Annotated in this window: 20 protein-coding genes; 6 read left to right on the top strand and 14 right to left on the bottom strand. The window is 73.7% G+C overall.

Annotation, left to right across the window (positions count from 1 at the left end):
• Nucleotides 1–244 precede the first annotated feature (244 nt).
• From ACSU6Z_RS25940 to ACSU6Z_RS25910, 7 genes are all read right to left on the bottom strand, one after another.
• The gene (locus ACSU6Z_RS25940; RefSeq protein ID WP_437049204.1) at nucleotides 245–1024 is read right to left on the bottom strand and encodes an ABC transporter ATP-binding protein; all 780 of its coding nucleotides are present in this window, start codon (nucleotides 1022–1024) and stop codon (nucleotides 245–247) included.
• Nucleotides 1017–1949 carry an ABC transporter permease gene (locus ACSU6Z_RS25935; RefSeq protein ID WP_437049202.1) on the bottom strand — a complete coding sequence of 311 codons (933 nt, stop codon included), beginning with the start codon at nucleotides 1947–1949 and terminating at the stop codon, nucleotides 1017–1019. Before ACSU6Z_RS25935 ends, ACSU6Z_RS25940 begins: the two co-directional genes overlap by 8 nt.
• 92 nt (nucleotides 1950–2041) lie before the next feature.
• Nucleotides 2042–2914 carry a glycosyltransferase family 2 protein gene (locus ACSU6Z_RS25930; protein WP_437050492.1) on the bottom strand — a complete coding sequence of 291 codons (873 nt, stop codon included), beginning with the start codon at nucleotides 2912–2914 and terminating at the stop codon, nucleotides 2042–2044.
• A 5-nt stretch (nucleotides 2915–2919) separates the two neighbouring features.
• Nucleotides 2920–3699, bottom strand: a complete 780-nt coding sequence (locus ACSU6Z_RS25925) for a CDP-alcohol phosphatidyltransferase family protein (protein WP_437049200.1) — start codon at nucleotides 3697–3699, stop codon at nucleotides 2920–2922.
• Entirely contained in the window at nucleotides 3677–4738 is a 1062-nt protein-coding gene (locus tag ACSU6Z_RS25920; protein WP_437049199.1) for an iron-containing alcohol dehydrogenase family protein, read from the bottom strand. The genes ACSU6Z_RS25925 and ACSU6Z_RS25920 overlap by 23 nt, the downstream gene beginning before the upstream one ends.
• On the bottom strand, nucleotides 4726–5478 hold the full coding sequence (locus ACSU6Z_RS25915) for a sugar phosphate nucleotidyltransferase (RefSeq protein ID WP_437049197.1): 753 nt from the start codon (nucleotides 5476–5478) through the stop codon (nucleotides 4726–4728). The genes ACSU6Z_RS25920 and ACSU6Z_RS25915 overlap by 13 nt, the downstream gene beginning before the upstream one ends.
• Nucleotides 5475–7343 carry a DUF5941 domain-containing protein gene (locus ACSU6Z_RS25910; RefSeq protein WP_437049195.1) on the bottom strand — a complete coding sequence of 623 codons (1869 nt, stop codon included), beginning with the start codon at nucleotides 7341–7343 and terminating at the stop codon, nucleotides 5475–5477. Before ACSU6Z_RS25910 ends, ACSU6Z_RS25915 begins: the two co-directional genes overlap by 4 nt.
• A 525-nt stretch (nucleotides 7344–7868) precedes the next feature.
• On the opposite strand from ACSU6Z_RS25910, the gene ACSU6Z_RS25905 reads away from it, so the two are divergent.
• Both ACSU6Z_RS25905 and idi read left to right on the top strand, forming a co-directional pair.
• The gene (locus tag ACSU6Z_RS25905) at nucleotides 7869–8807 is read left to right on the top strand and encodes a cation diffusion facilitator family transporter (RefSeq protein ID WP_437049193.1); all 939 of its coding nucleotides are present in this window, start codon (nucleotides 7869–7871) and stop codon (nucleotides 8805–8807) included.
• A gap of 471 nt (nucleotides 8808–9278) precedes the next feature.
• On the top strand, nucleotides 9279–9872 hold the full coding sequence (gene idi / locus ACSU6Z_RS25900) for an isopentenyl-diphosphate Delta-isomerase (RefSeq protein WP_437049191.1): 594 nt from the start codon (nucleotides 9279–9281) through the stop codon (nucleotides 9870–9872).
• Between the two features lie 6 nt (nucleotides 9873–9878).
• Here idi and ACSU6Z_RS25895 read toward each other — a convergent pair whose 3' ends face one another.
• Together ACSU6Z_RS25895 and ACSU6Z_RS25890 are read right to left on the bottom strand one after the other, a co-directional pair.
• Nucleotides 9879–10394, bottom strand: a complete 516-nt coding sequence (locus tag ACSU6Z_RS25895; protein ID WP_437050490.1) for an ATP-binding protein — start codon at nucleotides 10392–10394, stop codon at nucleotides 9879–9881.
• A 174-nt stretch (nucleotides 10395–10568) separates the two neighbouring features.
• The gene (locus ACSU6Z_RS25890; protein WP_437049189.1) at nucleotides 10569–11234 is read right to left on the bottom strand and encodes an HdeD family acid-resistance protein; all 666 of its coding nucleotides are present in this window, start codon (nucleotides 11232–11234) and stop codon (nucleotides 10569–10571) included.
• Between the two features lie 125 nt (nucleotides 11235–11359).
• Here ACSU6Z_RS25890 and ACSU6Z_RS25885 point away from each other — a divergent pair, with 125 nt between their 5' ends.
• The 4 genes from ACSU6Z_RS25885 to ACSU6Z_RS25870 all read left to right on the top strand — a co-directional run bounded on the left by ACSU6Z_RS25885 (nucleotide 11360) and on the right by ACSU6Z_RS25870 (nucleotide 16440).
• Nucleotides 11360–12115, top strand: coding sequence for an enoyl-CoA hydratase/isomerase family protein (locus tag ACSU6Z_RS25885; RefSeq protein ID WP_437049187.1), 756 nt, complete (start codon nucleotides 11360–11362; stop codon nucleotides 12113–12115).
• A 732-nt stretch (nucleotides 12116–12847) separates the two neighbouring features.
• Nucleotides 12848–13717, top strand: a complete 870-nt coding sequence (locus ACSU6Z_RS25880) for an SCO6745 family protein (RefSeq protein ID WP_437049185.1) — start codon at nucleotides 12848–12850, stop codon at nucleotides 13715–13717.
• 97 nt (nucleotides 13718–13814) lie between these two features.
• Nucleotides 13815–13946, top strand: a complete 132-nt coding sequence (locus ACSU6Z_RS25875; protein ID WP_358782009.1) for an LPFR motif small protein — start codon at nucleotides 13815–13817, stop codon at nucleotides 13944–13946.
• A gap of 133 nt (nucleotides 13947–14079) precedes the next feature.
• The gene (locus tag ACSU6Z_RS25870) at nucleotides 14080–16440 is read left to right on the top strand and encodes a Tex family protein (RefSeq protein WP_437049184.1); all 2361 of its coding nucleotides are present in this window, start codon (nucleotides 14080–14082) and stop codon (nucleotides 16438–16440) included.
• 48 nt (nucleotides 16441–16488) lie between these two features.
• Here ACSU6Z_RS25870 and ACSU6Z_RS25865 read toward each other — a convergent pair whose 3' ends face one another.
• The 5 genes from ACSU6Z_RS25865 to ACSU6Z_RS25845 form a co-directional block, all read right to left on the bottom strand.
• Nucleotides 16489–18126 carry an ABC-F family ATP-binding cassette domain-containing protein gene (locus tag ACSU6Z_RS25865; RefSeq protein WP_437049182.1) on the bottom strand — a complete coding sequence of 546 codons (1638 nt, stop codon included), beginning with the start codon at nucleotides 18124–18126 and terminating at the stop codon, nucleotides 16489–16491.
• Nucleotides 18127–18173: 47 nt separating this feature from the next.
• Nucleotides 18174–19226, bottom strand: a complete 1053-nt coding sequence (locus tag ACSU6Z_RS25860) for an oxidoreductase (RefSeq protein WP_437049180.1) — start codon at nucleotides 19224–19226, stop codon at nucleotides 18174–18176.
• Between the two features lie 555 nt (nucleotides 19227–19781).
• Complete coding sequence (locus ACSU6Z_RS25855) at nucleotides 19782–21503, bottom strand: BCCT family transporter (RefSeq protein ID WP_437049178.1); 1722 nt, start codon at nucleotides 21501–21503, stop codon at nucleotides 19782–19784.
• An 84-nt stretch (nucleotides 21504–21587) separates the two neighbouring features.
• A complete protein-coding gene (locus ACSU6Z_RS25850; RefSeq protein WP_437049176.1) occupies nucleotides 21588–22871 on the bottom strand; it encodes a M14 family metallopeptidase in 1284 nt (427 codons plus the stop codon).
• Nucleotides 22868–24826, bottom strand: a complete 1959-nt coding sequence (locus tag ACSU6Z_RS25845) for a Xaa-Pro dipeptidyl-peptidase (protein WP_437049174.1) — start codon at nucleotides 24824–24826, stop codon at nucleotides 22868–22870. Before ACSU6Z_RS25845 ends, ACSU6Z_RS25850 begins: the two co-directional genes overlap by 4 nt.
• Nucleotides 24827–24904 lie beyond the last annotated feature (78 nt).

The raw sequence follows: 24904 nt of genomic DNA, 5'->3' as shown, positions 1-24904 counted from the left end.
GGTTGCCCCGGCCGAGGACGCCGGGCGTTATCGGCCCACTTGCCGCGTTTCGGGACCGGTACAGCTTACGTTGTACGACTCACCGGGCCGTGCCGGGGGTCCCGCGCATCACGACAACACATCGATCGGCTTCAAGATTCCCAAGAAAAGCGGGAGTTGACGTTTCCTTTGCGGAAGCGGGCCCCGCCGAAGCGGTTCCGGCGGGGCCCCGGGAACGCCCGGCCGCCCATGGGCGGCCGGGCGGCTACTTGCCCGTGAACTTCTCGTACTCCTTGAGCACCTCTTCGGTCGGGCCGTCCATCCGCAGCTCGCCGCGCTCCAGCCACAGGACGCGGTTGCAGGTGTCGCGGATCGACTTGTTGTTGTGGCTGACCAGAAACACCGTGCCGGCCTCCTTGCGCAGCTCCCTGATGCGCTCCTCGGAACGCTTCTGGAAGGAGCGGTCGCCGGTGGCCAGCGCCTCGTCGATCATGAGGACGTCATGGTCCTTGGCGGCGGCGATGGAGAAGCGCAGGCGGGCCGCCATGCCGGAGGAGTACGTCCGCATCGGCAGGGTGATGAAGTCACCCTTCTCGTTGATGCCGGAGAAGTCGACGATCTCCTGGTAGCGCTCCTTGATCTCCTCGCGGGACATGCCCATCGCCAGGCCGCCCAGGATGATGTTGCGCTCACCGGTCAGGTCGTTCATCAGGGCCGCGTTGACGCCGAGCAGGGAGGGCTGGCCGTCGGTGTAGACCTTGCCCTTCTCGGCGGGCAGCAGGCCGGCGATGGCCCGCAGCAGGGTCGACTTGCCGGACCCGTTGGAGCCGATCAGGCCGATGGCCTCGCCGCGGTAGGCGACGAAGGAGACGCCGCGCACGGCGTGCACCTTGCGCACGCCCCTCTCCTCGCCGCGCTTGAGGATGCGGCTGAGGGCGGCGGTCGCGCTGCCCTTGCCGGTCCGGGCGCCGTTGACGCGGTAGACGATGTGCAGGTCGTCCGCGATGACGGTGGGGACACGCTCCCCGGTGTTCGGATCAGCCACGGCCGTACCTCTCCTCCGCCTTCCAGAAGTACACGAAACCGCCGACGGCGAACAGCACGGCCCAGCCGCACGCGACCGCCCAGACGTGGTCGGGGAGGTTCTCGGAACCGTAGCCGTCGATGAGGGCGAAGCGCATCAGGTCCATGTAGACCGCGGCCGGGTTCCACTGCAGGACGGTGGCGATCCAGCCCGGGTGGCCGGCCAGGAAGACCGGGATGGAGAACATCACGCCGGACGCGTACATCCACGTGCGCATGATGAACGGCATCAGCTGCGCCAGGTCCGGCGTCTTGGCGCCCGCCCGGGCCATGGCCAGCGCCAGACCGGTGTTGAAGAGGAACTGGAGCACCAGCACCGGCACGATCAGCAGCCACGACAGGTCCGGGTAGCTGCCGAGCCCGATCACCACGGCGAACAGCACGATCATCGAGAACAGCAGCTGCTGGAGCTGCTGGAGCGCGAAGGAGATCGGCAGCGCGGCCCGCGGGAAGTGCAGCGCGCGCACCAGCCCCAGGTTGCCGGAGATCGCGCGTACGCCCGCCATCACCGAGCTCTGCGTGAAGGTGAACAGGAAGACGCCCGTGACCAGGAAGGGGATGTACACCTCACTGGACATGCCCCGGTTGGCCTCGAGGATCAGGCCGAAGATGGAGAAGTACACCGCGGCGTTCAGCAGCGGTGTGGCCACCTGCCACAGCTGGCCCAGCCTGGCCTGGCTGTACTGGGCGGTCAGCTTGGCCTGGGAGAAGGCGATGATGAAGTGCCGCCGTCCCCAGAGCTGGCGGACGTACGCGCCAAGGGGCGGCCGGGCGCCGCTCACGGTCAGCCCGTACCGGGCGGCGAGCTGCGCCGCCGTGAGGCCCTCGTCGGGCGACGCCGGCGTGGCGGTCACCGCGACCGTGCCGTCGTGCGTTGTCTCACTCACTGTGGAAACTTTCGTCTTCAGGATGCGCAGCCTGTGCGGGCCTGGCATGAACCTGCGTCCGGGACCGGCCCGGTTGCTCGGATACGAGCTTGTCAGATGACAGGGGGCCGGCCCAGTCGGGTCAGCCGCCACACCGTACGCCACTTCATGGGACGGCGCGGCCCGCAGGGGGTGGTCCAGCCCTCCCGGAAGCCGCCGAACCAGGCCTTGAGGGCCGGCAGGGAAGGGCGGCGCAGCAGGGTGAGCAGCATCCAGACGCCGAGGTACACCGGGATCAGCGGGAGGGGCAGGTTGCGGCGGGCCAGCCAGACGCGGTTGCGGGCGACCATGCGGTGGTAGACCGCGTGCCGGGAGGGGGCGGTCGTCGGGTGGTACAGCACCATGTCGGACCGGTAGTCGATCATCCAGCCCGCGTCGAGGGCCCGCCAGGCCAGGTCGGTCTCCTCGTGGGCGTAGAAGAATTCGTCCGGCAGGCCGCCGACCTCCGCGAAGACCCGGGTCCGTACGGCGTTGGCGCCGCCGAGGAAGGTGGTCACGCGGGAGGAGCGCATCGGGTCGGAGGCGCGCAGCCGGGGCACGTGGCGCCGCTGGGTGAGGCCGGTGTCCGGGTCGGCGATGCGGAAGCTGATGATGCCGAGCCCGGGGTCCTCGGCGAAGGCCCGGCGGCACAGCTCGGCGGTGTCGGTGCGGGCCAGCAGCCCGTCGTCGTCGAGGAACAGCAGGATGTCGACGTCCCGGCCGCCGGGGCCGAAGGCCTCGATGCCGACGTTGCGGCCGCCGGGGATGCCGAGGTTCTCCGGCAGCTCGACGGTGCGGACGCCCTCGGGGACGTCGGGCACGGGCGAGCCGTTGCCGACGACGACGACCTCCACCGGGTCGCCGTCCTGCGCCGCGACCGAGTCGAGCAGCGCGCGCAGCTCGGCGGGGCGGTTGCCCATGGTGATGACGACGGCGCCGACCTTCATACCGCTCACCGCAGCCTGCTGGAGGCGAGGACGGACACCAGGTGCAGCAGGGTCTGCAGCAGCGCGATCCCGGCGAGGACGGCGGTGCCCAGCCGGGTGAAGAACAGGTCGCCCCGGACCTGGTCCGCGATGGCGAGGACCAGGATCAGCAGGGACGCCTCGATGCCGAGGATCAGCCGGTGGAACTTGAGCGCGGCGGCGGCCCGGCGGGCCAGGGCCATGCCGGAGGAGCGCGGCTCGGACGCGGCCTCCTTGACCGGGGGCAGCCCGTTCTGGTGGCGGGCGACGCCGACGAGGTCGGTCTCGGCCTTGATCAGGACGGCGCCGAGGGCGGCCAGGGTGCCGAGGAAGGCCCACAGCCAGTCGATCCGCCCGGTCCCCCACAGGTCGGCGGCGCGCAGTCCGAGCCCGACCAGGACGGCGGCGTCGGTCAGGTAGGCGCCGACCCGGTCGAGGTAGACGCCGCCGAGCGAGTACTGCTTCCTCCAGCGCGCGATCTCGCCGTCCACGCAGTCCAGCAGCAGGTACAGCTGGACCGCCACCACGCCGAGCACGGCGCCCGTGATCCCCGGCACCAGCAGGGCCGGGGCCGCGAGGACGCCACAGACGGTCATCAGGTACGTGAGCTGGTTCGGCGTGACCCTGGTGTTCACCAGGTAGCGGTCGACCCGCAGCGACACCTCGCGCATGTAGAGGCGTCCCGCCCAGTGCTCACCGCTGCGCCGGTCCTTGACCCCCGCGGGGTGGACGACCGGGCGGAGTTCAGCTACCGATGGCCTTGACATAGTCGGCGTAGATGTCCTTGATCTGTTCGGTTTTGAGGTCGAGGTGTTCGAGGATCGTGTAGCGGCCGGGCCGGGTCTCCGGGGCGAACTCCACGACCCGGACGAACTCGTCCCGGGTGAAGCCGATCTCCTCGGGGAACACCGGCAGCCCGTGCCGGCGCAGCACCTCGGCCGTGTACGCCGATTCCTCGTGCGCGCCGCGCAGGTACATCGCGAAGGCCGCGCCGATCCCCACCTGTTCGCCGTGGCTGGCCGCGCGCTTGGGGAACAGCAGGTCGAAGGCGTGGCTGATCTCGTGGCAGGCACCGGAGGACGGCCGTGAGTCGCCCGAGATGGACATCGCGATGCCGGTGAGGACCAGCGCCTCGGCCAGCACCTGCAGGAAGCCGTTGTCCCCGATGCCGTCCGGGTGCCGCAGCACGGCCTCGCCGGCCTGGCGGGCCATGGCCGCGGCCAGGCCGTCGACCTTCTCGCCGTTGACGCGGTGGGACAGCTCCCAGTCCATGACCGCGGAGATGTTGGAGACGGCGTCGCCGATGCCCGAGCGCACGAAGCGCGCCGGGGCCTCGCGGATCACGTCCAGGTCGATGACGACCGCGATCGGGTTCGGCACGCCGTACGAACCGCGGCCCGCGTCGTTGTCCAGGGTGGCGACCGGGGAGCACAGGCCGTCGTGGGCGAGGTTGGTGGGCACCGCCACCAGGGGGAGGCCGACGCGCGCGGCGGCGAACTTGGCGCAGTCGATGATCTTGCCGCCGCCGAGTCCGACGACCGCGTCGTAGCGGCCGGACTTCATCGCGTCGGCCAGCCGGACGGCGTCGTCCAGGGTGCCGCCGCCCACCTCGTACCAGGTGGCACCGGGCAGGGACGGGGCGATCCGCTCGCGCAGCCGGGCGCCCGAGCCGCCGCTGACCGCCATGGCCAGCCGCCCCGAGTGCGACACGCGTTCGTCGGCGAGGATGCTCGCCAGGTCGTTCAGCGCACCCGCGCGGATGTCGACGACGACCGGCGAGGGGATGAGCCGGGTCAGTACTGGCACGCGATCTCCCGGCCCTTGGCGAGGTCGTCGTGGTTGTCGATCTCGACCCACGGCACGTCGCCGATCGGCGCCACGTCGACGCGGAAACCGCGGTCCACCAGCTCCTGGTAACCGTCCTCGTAGTACAGCTGCGGGTCCCGCTCGAAGGTCGTCCGCAGCGCGTCGGCCAGCTCCGCCGCCGCCTCGCCCTCGATCAGCGTCACACCGATGTACTCACCGGTCGCCTCCGCCGGGTCCATCAGCTTGGTGATCCGCCGCACCCCCTTGTCCGGGTCCACGACGACCTTCATCTCCTCCTCGGCCAGCCGCTTGACCGTGTCCAGCGCGAGGATGATCTTCTTGCCCTGCCCGCGGGCCGCCAGCAGCGTCTTCTCCACCGAGACCGGGTGCACGGTGTCGCCGTTGGCCAGGATCACCCCGTCCCTCAGCGCCTCCCGCCCGCACCACAGGGAGTAGGCGTTGTTCCACTCCTCGGCCCTGTCGTTGTCGATCAGGGTGAGCTTCAGGCCGTACTTCGCCTCCAGCTGCTCCTTGCGCGCGTACACCGCCTCCTTGCGGTAACCGACGACGACCGCGACCTCGGACAGCCCGACCTCCGCGAAGTTGCCCAGCGTCAGGTCCAGCACGGTCAGGCCGTCCGGCGCGCCCTCGGGCCCCACCGGAACCAGCGCCTTGGGCAGGGTGTCGGTGTAGGGCCGCAGGCGCCGTCCGGCACCGGCCGCCAGCACGAGGCCGATCATGCGGGTTCTCCTTCGTCGTGTACGGCGGGTGCGCCACCCTTGTGGGCGGTCACCCAGAAGCGGATGCTCTCGACGAGCACCACGAGGGCGGCGGCCACGGCGAGCACCGTGAGCGCGACCTTGAACTGCGAGGCGGTGAGCAGGACGGCCAGTACGGCGACCAGCAGCGTGCGGCCCTCGTGGCCCCCGATCGCCCGCACCAGCCAGTGCGGGGGCGCACCCGCGTTGCCGCGGATGCGGTAGACCGTGTCGTAGTGATGGTAGGCGACCGCCGCGACCAGCCCGAACGCCGCCGGAAGCACCCCGTCCACCGCCGTGTCCGCCTCCGCTTTCGCCGCGAGCAGCAGGACGGTGCCGTACTCGGCGGCGCGCAGGAACGGGGGGACGAGCCAGTCGAGGGAGCCCTTGAGCGGGCGGGCGACGGCGAGGCCGGAGGTCAGGACGTAGCCGACGGCGGCGACGGCGGGCCAGGGGCTGCCGAAGCCGGTGAGGGCCGCGGCGGCGGTGACCGCGAGGCCGCCGAGCAGGGCGGCGACGGGGGGCACGAGGGCGGGCAGGCGGCGCGCGGGGTTCTTGAGGGCCGCCGCGAGGCCCCGGGCGAGCGGCCCGGAGTCGGCGAGGTCGGCCAGCGCCCCGGCCGCCCGGTCCGTCCGCCGGGCCTTGCGGGTCAGCGAGCGCAGGACGCGGCCCGCCGTGGTGTACGTCGCGGCGAAGGCACAGCCGGCGAGCAGCGCGTAGAAGGTGACGCGGGGGGTGGTGGCCGCCGTCAGGACGGCGATCACGGCCCAGCGTTCGCCGATCGGCAGGACGATCATCCGGCGCGCCCAGACCGTCCAGCCGACGCTGTCGAGCCTGTCCGACAGGGCGGCGGTGGGGCTGGTGTTGGCGGCGGCGTCGTGGTTGGCCTCGTTGAAGGAGAAGTCCACGACGTGCCGGCAGGTCTGCAGGACCATCGCGCCCAGGGCGAGGGCCCACACGTCGTCGCCGCCGCGGGCGGCCCCGAGGGCGAGGCCGGCGTAGTACGCGTACTCCTTGGCGCGGTCGAAGGTGGCGTCGAGCCAGGCGCCGAGGGTGGAGTACTGCAGGGAGTAGCGGGCGAGCTGGCCGTCGGTGCAGTCCAGCACGAAGGAGAGGAGCAGCAGCAGGCCCGCGGCGACGAATCCGCCGCGGGTGCCGGTGGCCGCGCAGCCCGCCGCGATCAGCGCGGTGAGCAGGGAGGCGGTCGTCACCTGGTTGGGGGTCAGGCCGCGGCGGGCGCACCAGCGGGCGAGGTAGCGGGAGTAGGGGCTGATGAAGAAGGTGGTGAAGAACCCGTCGCGGGCCTTCACGGCCGACTTCAGGCGGACGGTCTCCTCGTCGACGGCGGCGACGGCCCGCCGTGCCTCGTCGCGGGCCTGCGGGCCGTCGGGGACGACGGCGACGAGGGTGCCGAGCTCGGGCCGGTGCACGTCGGTGCCGTCGGCGGCGAGGGCGGCCACGACGCGGTCGGCGAGGCTGTCGACGGCCGTGCGGGTGCCGCCCTGCTCGGACGTGGCCGGCGGTCCGGGAGGGGCCCCGCCGTCGGCGGTGTTCTCGCGGGCGAGCGCGCGGGTCAGGTCCAGGCGGCCGGCCGGTTGGGCGGTCACGGCGCCGGGGATGGCGGCGAGCGGGAAGCGGGGGTCGGTCAGGCCGAGGCGCAGGGCGTGCAGGTGCCCCACGAAGCGGGCGTCGACCAGCGCGACCCGTTCCCCGCAGGCCACCGCGGCCAGCAGGGTCTCGGCCTCGGCGGCGTCGGCGGCGGTGCGCACGTCGAAGCCGAGCGACCGCAGATCGCCCTCGATCGACGAACCGGGGACCGGCGGACCGGTGAGGATGGCGGTCGACAACCGAAACTCACTCCCTGGGTGCCGACACCTGGGCGCGTCGGGCATGTGCATGGTGGGGATGCCCGGGCCTGCGGCTCCCGGGCGGCATGTCGGCAGAGGTTATCGGATGACCAGAACGCCGCGTTCACCGCCTGTTTCTCGGCCGGTCAACACGGCGTGCGCACACCTTTGCCGCCGTCATCATCGGGGATTCGGGGCCCGGCCCACAAACCGCCCTACCAGAACGGACAACAGCGACGTAACAGTGGTATCACGCACACAATCGGGCCTCGGGCCGCGCCGCGCGGCACACGGACAAGGCGGCGCGCGGACCCGGGCGGCCCGGTCGGCACGGGTGCGCCGAAGGGCCGGAGGGCGGCCGCGGCGGCGGGGCGCGCGACGGGTTCACCGGCTCGTCCACTCCTCTGACCTGCACAACGTTTACGCAGGTCAGAGCCAATGACAACGGTGTTCAGTGCCGCGTTGCCGGATACCCCCCACCCGTAGTTCACTGTGGTCCGGACGGACCACGGAGAGGCGGTTTTCATGGGGGCTGGGCACGATCACGGGCACGCGCACGGCGCACCCGCCGGTGGTACGGCGACCGCCGCCTACCGCGGCAGGCTGCGCATGGCGCTGTCGATCACGCTCGCCGTCATGGTCGTCGAGGTCGTCGGCGGGGTGCTCGCGAACTCGCTCGCCCTCGTCGCCGACGCGGCGCACATGGCGACGGACGCCCTGGGGCTCGGCATGGCGCTGCTCGCGATCCACTTCGCGGCCCGCCCGCCGAGCGAGCGGCGCACCTTCGGGTACGCCCGTGCGGAGATCCTCGCCGCGCTGGCCAACTGCCTGCTGCTGCTCGGGGTCGGCGGTTACGTCCTGTTCGAGGCGGTCGAGCGGTTCGTCACCCCGGCCGGCACCGAGGGCGGGCTGACCGCCGTCTTCGGCGCGGTGGGCCTGGTGGCGAACACGGTGTCGCTGATGCTGCTGATGCGGGGGCAGCGGGAGAGCCTGAACGTGCGCGGGGCGTTCCTGGAGGTGGCGGCGGACGCCCTGGGCTCGGTCGCGGTCATCGTCTCCGCCCTGGTGGTCCTGGCCACCGGCTGGCAGGCCGCCGACCCGATCGCCTCGCTGGTCATCGGCCTGATGATCGTCCCGCGCACCTGGCGGCTGCTGCGCGAGACCCTGGACGTGCTGCTGGAGGCGGCTCCCCGGGGCGTCGACATGGCGGAGGTGAGGGCGCACATACTGGCGCTCGACGGCGTGGAGGACGTGCACGACCTGCACGCCTGGACGATCACCTCGGGCATGCCGGTGCTCTCCGCGCACGTGGTGGTCAGCTCCGAGGTGCTCACCGCGATCGGGTACGAGAAGATGCTCCACGAGCTCCAGGGCTGCCTGGGCGACCACTTCGACGTGGAGCACTGCACCTTCCAGCTGGAGCCCGGCGGACACGCGGAGCACGAGGCGCGCCTGTGCCACTAGGGTCTCTCGTTCGGATCATGCCGGGCTCGCGGGGCCTGGTGCCGCGGGCGGCCGGCGGCGCCTCGTCGGCGCCCGGTGTGGGCGGAGTCCGGTGCGCGCGGTCCCGGGGCGGGGGGAGGGAACCGGCGCGACGGGCCTGGGAGCGCTGCCGGGCGTGGGGGCGGGCGAACCACGACGACGCGGCCGGGGCTCCCCGCTCGAAGAGCTCGGGGAAGGGCGTGCCGGGCCCCGCCCCTGCGGCGATCGGGTACGACAGGCCCCGGGCCCGCGGCGTCCTCGCGCGCACCGGCCCCGGATGATTCCCTCCCCGCGGCGCCGGGCACGATCACCTGTCGGGCCCCACGGCGCCGGCCGGTGGTGTCCGCGGGTCCCCCTGCCTCCGCGCTCGGGACATGCGGGCGCCTCGCAAGCGCCGGGAGCGCCGGATCCGTACGGCAGACTGGGGCATGAGGACCGATGCGAAGGATGGGTATGCCGATCACACCTGCCGACGCGGCGCACGACGCGTCGAACGGCACCGCGGACGCGATTTTGCTGGAACTGGTCGACGAGAAGGGCGTCACGATCGGCACCGCGGAGAAGCTCACCGCGCACCAGCCGCCGGGACGGCTGCACCGCGCGTTCTCCGTGTTCCTCTTCGACGAGCGGGGCCGGCTGCTGCTGCAGCAGCGGGCGCTCGGCAAGTACCACTCCCCCGGCGTGTGGTCCAACACCTGCTGCGGCCACCCCTACCCCGGCGAGTCCCCCTTCGCGGCGGCGGCCCGGCGGACGTACGAGGAGCTCGGCGTCTCCCCCGCTCTGCTCGCCGAGGCGGGCACGGTGCGCTACAACCACCCGGACCCGGCCTCGGGGCTGGTGGAGCAGGAGTACAACCACCTCTTCGTCGGTCTGGTGCGGGCCCCGCTCGCGCCCGCCGCGGAGGAGGTGGCGGCGACGGCCTACGTGACCGCGGCCGAGCTGGCCGAGCGGCACGCGAGGGACACCTTCTCGGCGTGGTTCATGACCGTGCTGGACGCGGCCCGGCCCGCGATCCGGGAGCTGACGGGCCCCTCCGCCGGCTGGTGAGCCGCCCTACGGCAGCCGGCGGGGCGTGAGCGGCAGCGCGACCCAGATCACCTTGCCTCCGCCCGCCGTGTGGGCGACGTCGCAGACCCCGCCCGCCTCCCGGGCGATCTCCCGCACCAGGAGCAGGCCCCGTCCGCCGGTCCGGCCGTGGTCGGCCTCCAGGGCGGTGGGGCGGTAGGGGTGGTCGTCCTCCACGGACACCCGGACCCACTCGGGGCCGGCGGCGACCTCCACGGCGAACGTCGGCGACAGCAGCGCCGCGTGCCGGACGGCGTTCGTGACCAGCTCCGAGACGATCACCAGCAGGCCGTGGACCAGGTCGTCCGGGACCGGTACGCCCTGGCGCCGCAGCAGGTCCCGTACGGCGTGCCGGGCCTGCGGGACCGAGGCGTCGACGGTGGGGGCGGTGAACCGCCACACGCCTTCGTACGGCAGCGGGTCCGCGGGGCCGGGGCCCGCCCCGTCGCGGGGTGCCGCCGGGCCGTCGGGGCGTGGGCCGGGCCCGCGCCCGTGGTCGTCCATGATCCGGTCGCCACCCTTGCGCTCGATTGTCACCACACCCCGAGTGTCGGCAGCGAGCCGCTTCCCTTTCCGGAGCTGCGCGCAAGTCGGCGGGTATCGAACGCTTCCGACCGCCTGCGTATGACGGGGGCTGTTGCAGGATCGTTCCTGTCCCGGTTGCGTCGCCTCGGCGAACTAGTCGGGTGGTACGGCCGGACCGGCGTCCCCTCCCCGCGCACCGTCCTCGCCTCCGCCCTCGCCTCCGCGGCCGTCGGGGCCGTCCGCGGTGAGCCGGTCGGAGACCATGCCGACGACGCGGCGGCCGCCGAACCCGGTGGCGATCAGCCCGAGGCCGTCGAAGAGCAGGGCGAGGGAGAAGAAGGCGCCGACGACGTACTGGCTGCCGCTCGGCCAGGAGATCAGCACGAGGACCCCCAGCAGCAGGTCGAAGGCGCCGACCAGGAGCGTCCAGCCGGACTGGGGGCCGCGCACCACCACGCTGCCCACCAGCCGGAAGAGGCCGGCGGTGAGGAAGAGCAGGGCGGCGAACATGGTCAGTGCGACGGCGGCCTCGTCCGGCTTGAGGACGAGCACCACACCGGCGGCGATGTTGAGGGCCGCGACGACGACGCCCAGCCAGAGGAAGCTGGTGCCCCGGGACTGGACGGCGTGCAGCAGACCCACGACGCCACCGGTCAGCAGCAGCCAGCCGAAGAGGAACATCGAGGTCAGCGTGGCGGCGGCGGTGTAGACGAGCCCGACGAGTCCCGCGATCAGCAGGATCACGCCGAGGGCGGCGAGCCGGCCGAAGTCCCGGTTCAGCCCCGCCGCGCCGCCGCGGGGCTTGGTCGACGCGGCCATCGGCGCCCTCCTCCAGCCTGTCACCCCGAAACGGTTTCCCGTCGGGTCCCCTCCACCCGCCGGGTCGTAAACATCCGCCCCGGGTTTTCGGCCGGGGGGCGCGGCCCGGTGGATAACATCCGCGCATGGAACCCCGGCTGCTGCACCGCATCACCGGCTCGGTCGCCACCGTCGTCGTCCGCCACCCGGCCAAACGCAACGCCATGACGGCCGCGATGTGGCGGGCGCTGCCGCCGCTCCTCGACGCGCTGGCGGCGGATCCGGCGGTGCGGGCGCTGGTGCTGACCGGCGAGGGCGGGACGTTCTGCGCCGGGGCGGACATCGCGGCCCTCCAGGAGTGTGCGCAGGAGGCCCAAGGGCTGGCGGTGGCCGCCGAGGAGGCGCTGGCCGCGTTCCCCAAGCCGACGCTGGCCGCGGTGCGCGGGCACTGCGTGGGCGGCGGGACGCAACTGGCGGCCGCCTGCGATCTGCGGTTCGCGGAGGAGGGCGCGCTGTTCGGGGTGACGCCGGCCAGGCTGGGGGTCGTCTATCCGGCGTCGGCCACCCGGCGGCTGGTGGCGCTGGTGGGGCCGGCCACCGCCAAGTACCTGTTGTTCTCGGCCGAGTTGATCGACGCGCGGCGGGCGTTGCGGACGGGGCTGGTCGACGAGGTGGTGCCCGAGGGGGAACTCGGCAGGCGGGTCGCGGAGTTCACCCGGGTCCTGGTGTCCCGCTCGCAGTTGACGCAGGCCGCGGCGAAGGAGTTCGCGGACGGCCGCACGGACCGCGACGCGTACTGGGCCGCGCAGGCACGCGCGAGCGGCGACACCGCGGAGGGCGTCGCCGCGTTCCTTCAGCGCAGGCGGCCGCGCTTCACCTGGAGTGTGCCCGGGCCGGGATGAAGCGGCTGCGACCGGAGCCGGGCGGCGACGCGCTCGGGCGCCTCGAGCGGCGTCCCGCCTCGCAGGGCGGCTGCGGGGCGTGCTCCGCGGCGAACCGGACCATCCGCGCGTGGTCGTCGCCGGTGATCCGGCCGAGCGGGGTGAGACCCATGCCGATGCCGGCGGGGACGTACTGGCCTTCGATGCCGGCCTTCCCCCCTCGGGGGTCGGCGCCGTGGCGCTTCAGCCGGTCCGGGACCGGTCGGCGGGAGGCCGCGCGCCGGCCCGTCGGGAGGCCGGCCTCGGCGAGCGGGCTCGTGCCGGTGCACACGGATATCGGGCGGGGAGCGCCCGGTTCGCGCGTGCGCACCCGGCTCGCCCCCGGCGGCGGGAGCCCTGGCCGCCGGGGACGAGCGGGGTGTGCGGGCGCGGTGACGCGTCGAGCGGCCCGCCGGGTACAGAGGCCGGTCCGCTGGGGCCGCGCGCCGAAGCGCCGTCGGGGGGGCGGTGCCGGTCCGGCACGCTCCCGGGGAGTGCGCCTCCGCGTCGGTGAGGACCTCCGCGGGGCCGCTCACGTCGAGGCTCCGTACGCCCCCGAGGAGGACGACGAGGACGGTGTGCTGCGTCGTGCCGCCGATGCCTCGGCGGGGGCGGGAGGGCGGCCACGACGAGCGGCCTGCCTCCCCCGCATGGCGTTGTCATGACCACCTCACCCCTGGAGGGGCATACCAAGCGGTTGGTAGCGTGGCCGGCATGACGACTGCCGTCCTGGAGCCGCACGCCGGCCGCCGCTGCCACAACGCGCTCAACACCCTGCACTCGACGCTGTACTTCTCACCGGACCTGTCCCGGGAGCTGGGTGCGCTCGGGATCACCGATCCCCGGGCCGCCAACTTCGCGGTGCGCGCGGCGGCGCTGGGCCCGGTCGGGGCCGGTGCCGTCACGGCGGCGTTCTACAACTACAAGCACGAGCTCGTGGCCCGGCACGTGCCCGCGGTGTGGCGGAGCGCCGCTCCGGAGCAGGTCCTGGCCGCGCGCCTGCGCGCCGTCGACGCCACGCTGCGCCGCCTGCTGGGAGAAGAGGCCCTGGTCTGCGAGGAGATGGCGCAGGCGGCGCGACTGGCGCTGCGGGCCGCCGAGGGGTGTGCGCGCAGCGCCAGGCCGCTGTACTCCGCCCACGCCGACCTCCCCGTCCCCGAGGAGCCGCACCTCGCGCTGTGGCACGCCGCGACCCTGCTGCGCGAGCACCGGGGCGACGGGCACCTCGCCGTGCTGACGGCCGCGGGGCTGGACGGCCTGGAGGCGGTGGTGACCCACACCGCGACCGGCAAGGGCCTGGCACCGAAGTGGGTGTTCGCCACCCGTGGCTGGACCCGGGAGGACTGGGACGCGGCGGTCGCCCGGCTGCGGGACCGCGGCCTGCTCGACGGCGCCGGCGAGCTGACCGGGCGGGGCGTCGCGCTGCGCGAGGAGATCGAGCGGGAGACGGACCGGCTGGACGCCGCCCCCTACGCACGCCTGGGCGCGGAGGGTGTCGCACGCCTGACCGAGATCGCGGCGGGGTTCGCGCGCGCCGCGGTCGGCGCCGGCGCCTTCCCCGCGGACCTGCGCGGCAAGGGCTGAGACAGCACACAGGACGCACGGGGTGCATGCACGGCCGGTGACGAGGTACCCGCTTCCTCCCGGCCGAAGCGGCCGGCAGACGAAGGGGAGGTACTCCGTGTTCCGTGCCATCGCAGACGTGCTGCGCCAGATCGGCGGCGCCGTCGCCACCGTCGTGACACTGCCCTTCCGGGCCCTGGCCCGCCTCTTCGGCGGGGCGTCGTCCACCACCCGCAGCCGCCGGGCCTGACCTCCGTCCGGACCGGACCCGCCGGGTCCGGTCCCTCTCGGACCGGACCCGCCGCGCGCCGCCCTGATCCCCGCCTGTCGGCGCCGCCTGCCACAATTGCCGCGCAACCTCAGTGAGAAGGCGGTACGGGATCGTGACCACACCCGGGTCCAGCGGATCCATCGAAGGCAGGATCGCCGAGGAGCTCGGCGTACGGGAGCGGCAGGTGAAGGCCGCGGTCGAGCTGCTCGACGGCGGCTCGACGGTGCCCTTCATCGCCCGCTACCGCAAGGAAGCGACCGAGACGCTCGACGACGCGCAGCTGCGCGCGATCGAGGAGCGGCTGCGCTACCTGCGGGAGCTGGAGGAGCGGCGGACGGCGATCCTGGAGTCGGTGCGCGAGCAGGGCAAGCTCACCGAGGAGCTGGAAGCCCGCATCCGGGGCGCGGAGACCAAGGCGCGCCTGGAGGACGTCTACCTGCCGTACAAGCCCAAGCGGCGCACGAAGGCGCAGACCGCGCGGGAGGCGGGGCTGGAGCCGCTGGCCGAGGGGCTGCTCGCCGACCCCTCCGTCGAGCCGCTCGCCGCGGCGTCCGCGTTCGTCGACGCGGGCAGGGGCGTGGCCGATCCGCAGGCCGCCCTCGACGGGGCGCGGGCGATCCTGACCGAGAAGTTCTCCGAGGACGCCGACCTCATCGGCGAGCTGCGCGAGCGGATGTGGACGCGCGGGCGGCTGGTGGCCAGGGTGCGGGAGGGCAAGGAGGAGGCGGGCGCCAAGTTCGCCGACTACTTCGACTTCGCCGAGCCGTTCACCGAGTTGCCCTCGCACCGGGTCCTCGCCCTGCTGCGCGGCGAGAAGGAGGAGGTGCTCGACCTCGTCCTGGAGCCGGAGGAGCCGGACGGTGCCCCGGCGGGCCGGTCCTCGTACGAGGGGATCATCGCGGGCCGGTTCGGCATCGCCGACCGCGGACGCCCCGCCGACACGTGGCTGGCCGACACCGTCCGCTGGGCCTGGCGCACCCGCATCCTGGTCCACCTCGGCATCGACATCCGGCTGCGGCTGCGCACCGCCGCCGAGGACGAGGCGGTGAACGTGTTCGCGGCCAACCTGCGCGACCTGCTGCTCGCCGCGCCGGCCGGCACCCGCGCCACGATCGGCCTCGACCCCGGCTTCCGTACGGGTGTGAAGGTCGCCGTGGTCGACGCGACCGGCAAGGTGGTGGCGACGGACGTCGTCCACCCGCATGTCCCGGCCAACAGGTGGGACGAGGCGATCGCGAGGCTGGCGCGGCTGGCGAAGGAACACGCGGTCGAGCTGGTCGCCATCGGCAACGGCACGGCCTCCCGGGAGACCGACAAGCTCGCCGGTGAACTGATCGCGAAGCACCCGGAGTTGAAGCTCACCAAGGTGATGGTCTCCGAGGCGGGCGCCTCCGTGTACTCGGCCTCGGCCTTCGCCTCGCAGGAGCTGCCGGAACTGGACGTTTCGCTGCGCGGCGCGGTGTCGATCGCCCGCCGGCTGCAGGACCCGCTGGCGGAGCTGGTGAAGATCGACCCGAAGTCGATCGGGGTCGGCCAGTACCAGCACGACCTGTCCGAGGTGAAGCTGTCGCGGTCGCTGGACGCGGTGGTCGAGGACTGCGTGAACGGCGTGGGTGTGGACGTCAACACGGCCTCCGCGCCGCTGCTGGCCCGGGTCTCCGGCATCACCTCCGCTCTGGCGGAGAACATCGTGGCGCACCGGGACGCCAACGGGCCGTTCCGGTCGCGGTCCGAGCTGAAGAAGGTGCCGCGGCTGGGCCCGAAGGCGTTCGAGCAGTGCGCGGGCTTCCTGCGCATCCGCGGCGGCGACGACCCGCTGGACGCCTCCAGCGTGCACCCCGAGGCGTATCCGGTGGTGCGGAGGATGGTGAAGACCACCGGGCAGGAGGTCGCCTCCCTCATCGGCAACACCGGGGTGCTGCGGTCGCTGCGTCCGCAGGACTTCGTGGACGAGAAGTTCGGTCTGCCGACCGTCACCGACATCCTCAGGGAGCTGGAGAAGCCGGGGCGCGACCCGCGGCCCGCGTTCCGGACGGCCGTCTTCAAGGAGGGCGTGGAGAAGATCTCCGACCTGTCCGCCGGGATGGTCCTGGAGGGGGTCGTGACCAACGTGGCGGCGTTCGGGGCGTTCGTGGACGTCGGGGTGCACCAGGACGGGCTGGTCCACGTGTCGGCGATGTCCAGGACGTTCGTGAAGGACCCGCGGGACGTGGTGAAGCCCGGGGACATCGTCAAGGTGAAGGTCCTCGACGTCGACATCCCGCGCAAGCGGATCTCGCTGACGCTGCGGCTGGACGACGAGGCGGTGGCGAAGGGGCAGCAGGGGCAGCAGCGTGAGCGCGGCGGGCGGCCCCCGCAGCAGCGCCGGCAGCAGGGGCAGGGACGGTCCGGGGGCAAGCCGCGGCAGGACCGGGCGGCGCCGCCCGGCGGCGGTGCGATGGCCGAGGCGCTGCGGCGGGCCGGCCTGGCGTAGCGGGAGCGGCGCCGCCCGGGTGGCGGAGCGTCAGGCGGGCCGGGCCGCCTAACGCTCCGCCACCTTGCCGTCCGCCACCTCCAGGCGGCGGGTCACCCGCACCGCGTCCAGCATCCGCCGGTCGTGGGTGACCAGCAGCAGGGTGCCCCCGTAGGCGTCCAGGGCCGACTCCAGCTGCTCGATCGCCGGGAGGTCGAGGTGGTTGGTCGGCTCGTCCAGGACCAGGAGGTTGACGCCCCGGCCCTGGAGCAGGGCGAGGGCGGCGCGGGTGCGTTCGCCCGGGGACAGGCCCGCCGCCGGGCGCAGGATGTGGTCCGTCTTGAGGCCGAACTTGGCCAGCAGGGTGCGCACCTCGACCGGTTCGGTGTCCGGCACCGCGGCGCGGAAGGCGTCCAGCAGCGACTCCGGCCCGTGGAAGAGCCGGCGGGCCTGGTCGACCTCGCCGACCAGGACGCCCGAGCCGAGCGAGGCGTGTCCGGCGTCCAGCGGGACGCGGCCCAGGAGGGCGCCGAGCAGCGTGGACTTGCCCGCGCCGTTGGCACCGGTGACCGCCACCCGGTCCGCCCAGTCGATCTGCAGGGTGACCGGGCCGAGCACGAAGCCGCCGCGCCGCACCTCGGCGTCCCGGAGGCTGGCGACGACCGCGCCCGAGCGCGGGGCCGCCGCGATCTCCATGCGCAGTTCCCACTCCTTGCGCGGCTCCTCGACCGTCTCCAGGCGTTCGATCAGCCGCTGGGTCTGGCGGGCCTTGGCGGCCTGCTTCTCGCTGGCCTCGCTGCGGAACTTGCGTCCGATCTTGTCGTTGTCGCCCGCCTTGCGCCGGGCGTTCCTCACGCCCTTGTCCATCCAGGCGCGCTGCGTCCGGGCCCGCTCCTCCAGCGCCGCCTTCCTGTCCGCGTACTCCTCGTAGTCCTCGCGGGCGTGCCGCCGGGCCGTCTCCCGCTCCTCCAGGTAGCCCTCGTAGCCACCGCCGTAGAGGTTGGTCCGCCGTTGCGCCAGGTCGAGTTCGAGGACCTTGGTGACGGTGCGGGCGAGGAATTCGCGGTCGTGGCTGACGACGACCGTCCCGGCGCGCAGGCCGGTCACGAAGCGTTCCAGGCGTTCCAGGCCGTCCAGGTCGAGGTCGTTGGTGGGCTCGTCGAGGAGGAAGAGGTCGTAGCGGGAGAGCAGGAGGGAGGCGAGGCCCGCGCGGGCCGCCTGGCCGCCGGACAGGGAGGTCATCGGCTGTTCCAGGCCGACCGCCAGGCCGAGCGCGTCCGCGACCTCCTCCGCGCGCTCGTCGAGGTCGGCGCCGCCGAGCGCGAGCCAGCGCTCCAGGCTGGTGGCGTAGGCGTCGTCGGCACCGGGGGCGCCGTCGACCAGCGCCTGGGTGGCCTCATCCATCGCCCGCTGGGCACCGGTGACCCCGGTGCGGCGGGCCAGGAAGGCCCGGACGGTCTCGCCCGGCCGCCGTTCCGGCTCCTGCGGCAGGTGGCCGACGGTCGCGGTCGGCGGGGACAGCCGTACCTCGCCCTGCTCGGGCGCGGTCAGGCCGGCCAGGATCCGCAGCAGCGTGGACTTGCCCGCGCCGTTGGCGCCGACCAGTCCGATCACGTCGCCGGGCGCGACGACGAGGTCGAGTCCGGTGAACAGGGAGCGGTCGCCGTGGCCGGCGGCGAGGTTCTTGGCGACGAGGGTGGCAGTCATCAGACCGCCGATCCTAACGGCCGCCGCCCCGTCGCCCCGGCCCGGTTTCAGCGGGTGGCCGCGGTGGCGGTCAGCACGCTTCCCGAGGCCCGTGCCACGACGTACGACTCGCCCTTCACCGCCTTGGCGTCCAGCGGGATGCGGTGGCGGCCGGGTTCGAGGACGTCGTCGAAGACCTCGTGGGCGCGGGTTCGGTTCAGGCGGTCGAGGCGGTACGCGGTGAGGCTGACCCGGCACGGGGAGGTCACCTCGACGTCCGCCTCGCCGCCGTCCACGGCCAGCGCGGTCAGGCGGCGCCGCTCCGCCGGGCCGCGGTCCAGGGCGTGCTCTATCTGGGCGACGAGCAGCGGGACGATCGGGGCGAGTCCGTCGACGCAGGCCACCTCGGCCCCGGCGCGGGCGAAGGCGGCGCGGACGGCGGCGCGCCGCTCCTCGGGGACGGTGCGGCCGAAGGCGACGGCGTCGTAGCCGCGCAGTTCGCCGGCGGGGACGTCGTCGGCGTCGCGGGTGATGTCGGCGCCGACGCCGATGGCGCGCAGCGCGGCGGCGAGCTTGGCGAGCAGGGCGACGCGGGAACCGATCAGCAGGACCCGGCGGCGGGGGGCCACGGCGGTGCCGTCGAGCAGGGAGGCGAGCGCGGCGCGGTAGGCGGCTCCGGAGAAGCGGAACGGGCCGATGCCGTGATAGCCGTCGCGCTCCAGGTCGACGTTCACGTCGGTCTGCCAGGCGAAGTCCCGCCATACGAAGACTTCGCCGCCCTCGCCGCCCTCGCCGCTCCGGCCCTCCCGCTCGATGACGGCGGTGACGACCCCGCAGGCCAGGTCCGCGCATTCGGGGCAGCCGTAGAGGATGTGCCGGCCGCCGGGCAGCGGCGCCTCGGTCTCCAGGAGCAGACCGCGGACCTGGGCGGCGAAGAGGGCGGGCGGGACGTCGGAGGCGAGCGGGGAGACGGCGTCCAGGTCGGCGAGCCGGAACAGCAGCGGGCGCCCGTCGACGATGAAGTCCAGGAAGTCGCGGTGGACCTGGTAGGCACCGTCGGCGAGGACGCCGCCGGCGCGCATCGCCGGTGCCAGGCCGAAGGTCGCGTACTCGGCAGCCATGCGGTGAGTATTCCCGGAACCGGACGGACCTGAGCACGGCATGACATATTCCGCCAACGTCCCGGTGGGGGGACCGGGCGGGGCGAGGGGGCCGCCGTGGTCGGCCGTGTCCCTCGTCCCCGCCGGGCGGGGCCGGCCGGTGCGGGTGCGGACGCGGGCGCCCGCCGGACGCACCGCCTCGGTGGTCGCGGGCGCGCCGCGGCGGCCGCATCGGATCGGACCGGCCGCCCGCCCAGGGCGTGGGCGCCGGTCCGCCGGACGCGTACGGGGAAGGGGCGGCGCGGCCGGAGGGGACCGGCGTACGCGTGACCGAAGGGGTGCCGGGCGGGACCGGGCTGGACGGGCCCGTGCGCGGGCGGCGGACCGGCCGCCCGGGCCGCGTGCGGTGACCGCCGGGGGACGGCGGGCCCGGACCGCGGGCGCGGCCGCCGCTCGTCGCCACGGCGGCTCGTCCGCCGTGGCGGTGGGCGCGGTTGACGGCGGAGGGCGGGAACGTGGGGGAACGGACGGTGTCCGCTCCCGCGCGGGTCCGGGCCCCGGCACGGGCGGGGACGGTCAGGGTTTGCCGATCGGGTCTCCCTCCACGTCCGTGCCGGGGCCCGGGCCGACGCGGATCTCGAAGTCGCCGTCGTAGCGCTTGTGGCCCTCGACGACCGCCAGTTCCACGGCCTCGGAGGCCATCTCGCCCCGCACGATGAGGGGGTCGCGGCGCAGGTCGCGCAGGAGGGCGACGCACATGAGGACCATCACGACGACGAACGGGGCCGCCGCGAGGATCGTGAGGTTCTGCAGGCCGGTCAGCGCGTCGCCCTGGCCGCTGCCGACCAGGAGCATGATGGCGGCCACCGCGCCGGTGACCACGCCCCAGAACACCACCACCGGACGGCTCGGTTCGAGGGCGCCGCGCTGGGAGAGGGTGCCCATCACGATCGAGGCGGCGTCGGCGCCCGAGACGAAGAAGATGCCGACGAGGACCATCACCAGCAGGCTGGTGACGGTCGTGACGGGGAACTCCCGGAGCACGGCGAAGAGCTGCCCTTCGGGGGTGGTCTCCTCGCCCAGCCGCCCCTCTTCCCGCATCCTCATCGCCGAGCCGCCGAAGACCGCGAACCAGATCAGGCTGACCGTGCTGGGGACGAGGATGACGCCGCCGATGAACTGCCGGATCGTGCGGCCCCGGCTGATGCGGGCGATGAACATGCCGACGAACGGCGTCCAGGAGATCCACCAGGCCCAGTAGAAGACCGTCCAGTTGCTCAGCCAGTCGGCGACGCCCGCGCCACCGGCCTCGGTGCGGCCGGCGAGCTGGGACAGGTCGCCGAGGTAGGCGAAGACCGAGGTGGGGAGCAGGTCGAGGACGATGACGGTGGGGCCGGCCACGAACACGAACAGGGCGAGGGCCAGCGCCAGCACCATGTTGGTGTTCGACAGCCACTGGATGCCGCGTTCGACACCGGAGACGGCGGAGGCGACGAACGCCGCGGTCAGTACCGCGATGACGGCGACGAGCAGCCCGGTGCTCACCTTGCCCATCCAGCCCAGCTCCTCCATTCCGGAGCCGATCTGGAGCGCGCCGAGCCCGAGGGAGGCCGCGGAGCCGAAGACGGTGGCGACGATGGCGAGCATGTCGATGATCCGGCCGCCGACGCCGCTCGCGTTCCTCTCGCCGATGAGCGGGGTGAAGACCGCGCTGATGGTCTGGCGGCGGCGCCTGCGGAAGGTGCTGTAGGCGATGCCGAGGCCGACCACGGCGTAGATGCCCCACGGGTGGAGCGTCCAGTGGAAGAGGGTGGTGGCCATGGCCGTCTCCACGCGGTCGCCGGAGCCGGCCGGGTCGGTGCCCGGCGGGGCGGTGGTGTAGTGGGCGAGCGGTTCGCTCACGCCGTAGAACATCAGACCGATGCCCATGCCCGCGCTGAACATCATCGCGACCCACGACACGGTGCGGAACTCGGGTTTCTCGCCTTCCGCGCCCAGGTGGATCCGGCCGTAGCGGCTGACGGCGAGCCAGAGGGCGAAGACGACGAAGCCCGAGGCGGCCAGCACGAACGCCCAGCCGCCGTTGTGCATCAGTCCGCCGAGCATGCTGCCGGAGACGTCCGTGAGCGAGTCGGTGGCGGCAGCGCCCCAGACCACGAAGGCGAGCGTGAGGGCGGCGGTCACCCCGAAGACGACCCGGTCGGTCCGGGGCCGTTCCCGACCGGGGAGGCCCGCTTCCGAACCCGGCAGCGAGCCTCCCGCGTGGTGTTGCTTGTCGCTTCCCTCGTCATGCGTCACGGGCAGCATCCTTTCGGCCGGTATATGGCCGAAATTGTTCCCTTCTGAAGACATTTTTATCCCCGCGCCGTCGGTGTCGTTCCCTCAGCAGCGGGTCACGGGCTCGCCCGCCGTCAGGTGGTGATCGGCCCGCTCGTCGAGCAACAGCGGTACGAGGGCGCGCAGCGACTGGCGCAGGGGGACGAGGGCGCCGTCGCCGTGGCGGCGCGCGTGCACGCCGTGCAGGGCGAGTTCGTCGCCGAACTCCGCGTACTGGGCGGCGTCGAGCCGGTAGGCGCAGGGCGGGTCCGAGAGCACGTCCGACGACTCGGGCGGGTCGTTGTCGGCGCCGCCGAGGTACACCGGTCCGGCGTCCTTCAGGCCGGCGAGCCGGGCGGTGTCCGTGGCCGCCCCGATGTGTCCGCGCCGCTCGTCGGCGTAGGCGAACAGGCCTTGCAGAGAGGCGAGTTGCGATTGCACGCGGCGGCGATTGTTCAGCGCCCCGTCCCGCCTCTCCTCCTCGGTGAGCGCGTCGACGCGGCTCTCGATGAGCAGGCCGACGGCGTGCTTGACGCCGGAGGCGTTGCGCAGGATGCGTTCCTGGCCGTCACCGGCGGTCTGCCGGATCGGGTCGCCGGTGGCCGGGTCGGTCCAGATGCCGTAGGTGCCGATCGAGTGGCCGGCGTTCCGGGCGGCGGGGCGGACGTACGCCTGGGAGAGGGTCCGCGCCTCGTCGTGGACGGCGTCCCGGGTGTTGAGGTTGCGCGGCCACAGGTCGAACAGGTCCTTGTCGTAGTACGGGGGCGTGGCGCCGTACTCGTGCAGGTCGTAGATCACGTCGGGGCGCCGGTCGCGGACGACGGCGGCCAGGGCGCGGGCCTCCGCGGTTTTCAGGGCGAGGTGGTCGCGGTTGACGTCGACGCCGTCGCTGTTGCCGCGGGTGTCGGCGGCCCGGCCGTCGGGATTGGCGGTGGGGACGACGAGCACGGTCGTGCGGTCCAGGAAGCGCCGGGTCCGCCGGTCGGTCGCGTACGCCAGGTCGCGGACGGTGGACAGGCAGGCCTCGCGGCCGGCGGGTTCGTCGCCGTGCTGGCTGCACACCAGGAGCACCTTGTGCGGGGCGGCCGCCCGGCCGAGGGTGACGAGCTGGAGCGGGCGGCCCTGCTTCGTGGTGCCGATGCGGTCGACCAGGACCCGCCGGCTCGCCCGGTCGGCGGCGGCCAGGAGCCGCTGCTCCTCGGGCTGCGTGGTCCAGCGGGCGCCGTTCGACTGTTCGAAGCCGGTGCGCGGCGGGGCGGACGAGACGGCGTCGGCGGCCTCGGTCGGCGCGGTGACGAGGAACGCGGCGAGGGCCGCGGTGGTGAGGGTCAGGGCGCGGAAGCGGTTCACTGGCCTCCCTCCGGGACGTGGTGGACGGTGGACGGCGCGCTCACACCGTCGAGGGGCGTGGCCCCCGGGGCGTGGGAGGCGGAGCCGGCGGTGGCGCGGGCGAAGGCGGCGGGGCCGCCGGTGAACGGTACGCGGGCCGAGGTGCGGGCGAGGTCGAGGGTGAGGGCCGGCGTGTCGGCCGGGGGGTCGATCAGGCCCCGGTCGGTGCCCGCCACGATCAGCGCGAGGCGGTGCCCGGCCGGGACGACGTGGTCGGTGGCGGCGAGGTCCAGGGTGACGGTGTGCGGCTTGCCCGGGGTGAGGGGGGCGCCCTCGCCGGTGCCGGTGTCGTGGCCGAGGTCGGCCCAGCCGCGGCTGACGATCGTGTAGTCGACGTCGGCCGTCTTGGCGGCCGTCTCCTTGTAGCAGGAGCTGTCGCCCGGTGTGCTCGCGCCCCAGCAGGTGCGGTCGGCGAGCGTGGTGATGCCCTCGCCCGCGTCGGTGTAGTCGCGGATGGTGGCGGGGCCGAGGTCGACGAGGACGGCGGACAGGTGGGCCGTCGGCGTGGTGGGCGTCGCGGTCACGGTGACCGTGGAGGAGCCGGACAGGCGCAGGTCGCGGGTGAGCGGGACGGTGGTGAACCCGGCCTTGTCCGGTGTCGGGGTGTCGATCCGGGCCGCCCAGTCGGTCTCGCCCAGCCGCCGGTCGTCGGTGAAGGTCTCGGTGCCGCGGCCCTTGCGCAGGCCGAGGGTGCCCACGCCCGGCCGGGTGCCCCGGCCGGGGCGCAGGGTGGTGGCGCGGGTGGCGCGGGGCGGCCAGGCCGCCGAGGTGACCCACTGGCCGGGCCCGCGTTCGATGTCGGCCACGGGTTCGCGGTCGATGCCGTTGTCGTAGCCGAGCAGTTCGTGGTCGAACCAGCGGTGCAGGGTGTCGACCCACTCGGCGCGGCGGAAGTCGAAGGGGTCGACGTGCCCGGTCCCGGAGAGCCATATCTTGCGCTCGACGCCGTTCCTCGCGAGCGCGTCCCACCACGGACCGACGTGCTGCATGCGGACGTTGAGGTCCTGCGTGCCGTGGACGAGGAAGACGCTCGCCCTCACCTTGCCCGCGGCCCTTATGTAGTCGCGCTCGGTCCACAGCGGCGTCCAGTCGCCGGTGCGCGGGGCCCCGCCGACGAGCTCGCGCTGCACGGCGTCGCACGCGGCGCGGGCCCCGGGGCTGTTGACGTGGTCCGACAGCCGGTCGGGGCCGGAGTCGTACAGCGGGGCGCCCTGGGCGAAGTAGTAGTCGTACCAGGAGGAGATGGCGGCGATCGGGACGATCGTCTCCAGGCCCTCGACACCGGTGGCGGCGACGCCGTTGGCGATGGTGCCGTCCCAGCTCTTGCCGATCATGCCGGTGCGGCCGTTGGTCCAGTCGGCCCGGGCGCGCCGGGTGCCGGTGCGGGTGGTGTAGGCCTCGGCGCGTCCGTTGAGCCAGTCCACGACGGCCTTGGCGGACTGGACGTCGGAGTCTCCGCCGACGTCGACGCAGCCGTCGGAGCGGTTGGTTCCGGCCAGATCGACGCCGACGAAGGCGTAGCCGCGGGGCACGAAGTAGTTGTCGTAGAACAGCGGCATCCCCACGATGTCGCCGTCCGCGTCGTAGGTCTTCCTCTGGCTCTCGTTGCCGCGTCCGCAGCAGGAGTAGTACGGGCTGGCGTCCATGATGACGGGGACCTCGCGGCCCTGCCGGGCGGGTTCGCGCGGGCGCACGATGTCGACGGCGACGCGGTCGGTCCTCCCGTCGCCGTCCCCGTCGAGCCCGGTGTCCACCCATACGGCCTCGCGGACGGCGTCGTCGTACGAGTAGACGGGTTCGCTCCTGCGCGGGGCGGCGGGCTGTGCCGCGGCGGGCGTGACGAGCGCGGCCAGGAGGGCGGCGGTGGCCGCCGTCGCGAGCGGTCTGCGGTTCGCGCGGCGCATGCGTGTCGGCATGCGCGGACGGTACATCGGTCAACTGCCGGACAGAAGAGGGCCTCCGGGCGGTGGACGGGGTGGACACCGGCCGGTGGG

The organism is Streptomyces sp. enrichment culture (genome assembly GCF_964273145.1).
Classification (GTDB): domain Bacteria; phylum Actinomycetota; class Actinomycetes; order Streptomycetales; family Streptomycetaceae; genus Streptomyces.
The sequence above is the reverse complement of the archived record's forward strand: the minus strand, read 5'-3'. Positions and strand labels throughout refer to the sequence as shown.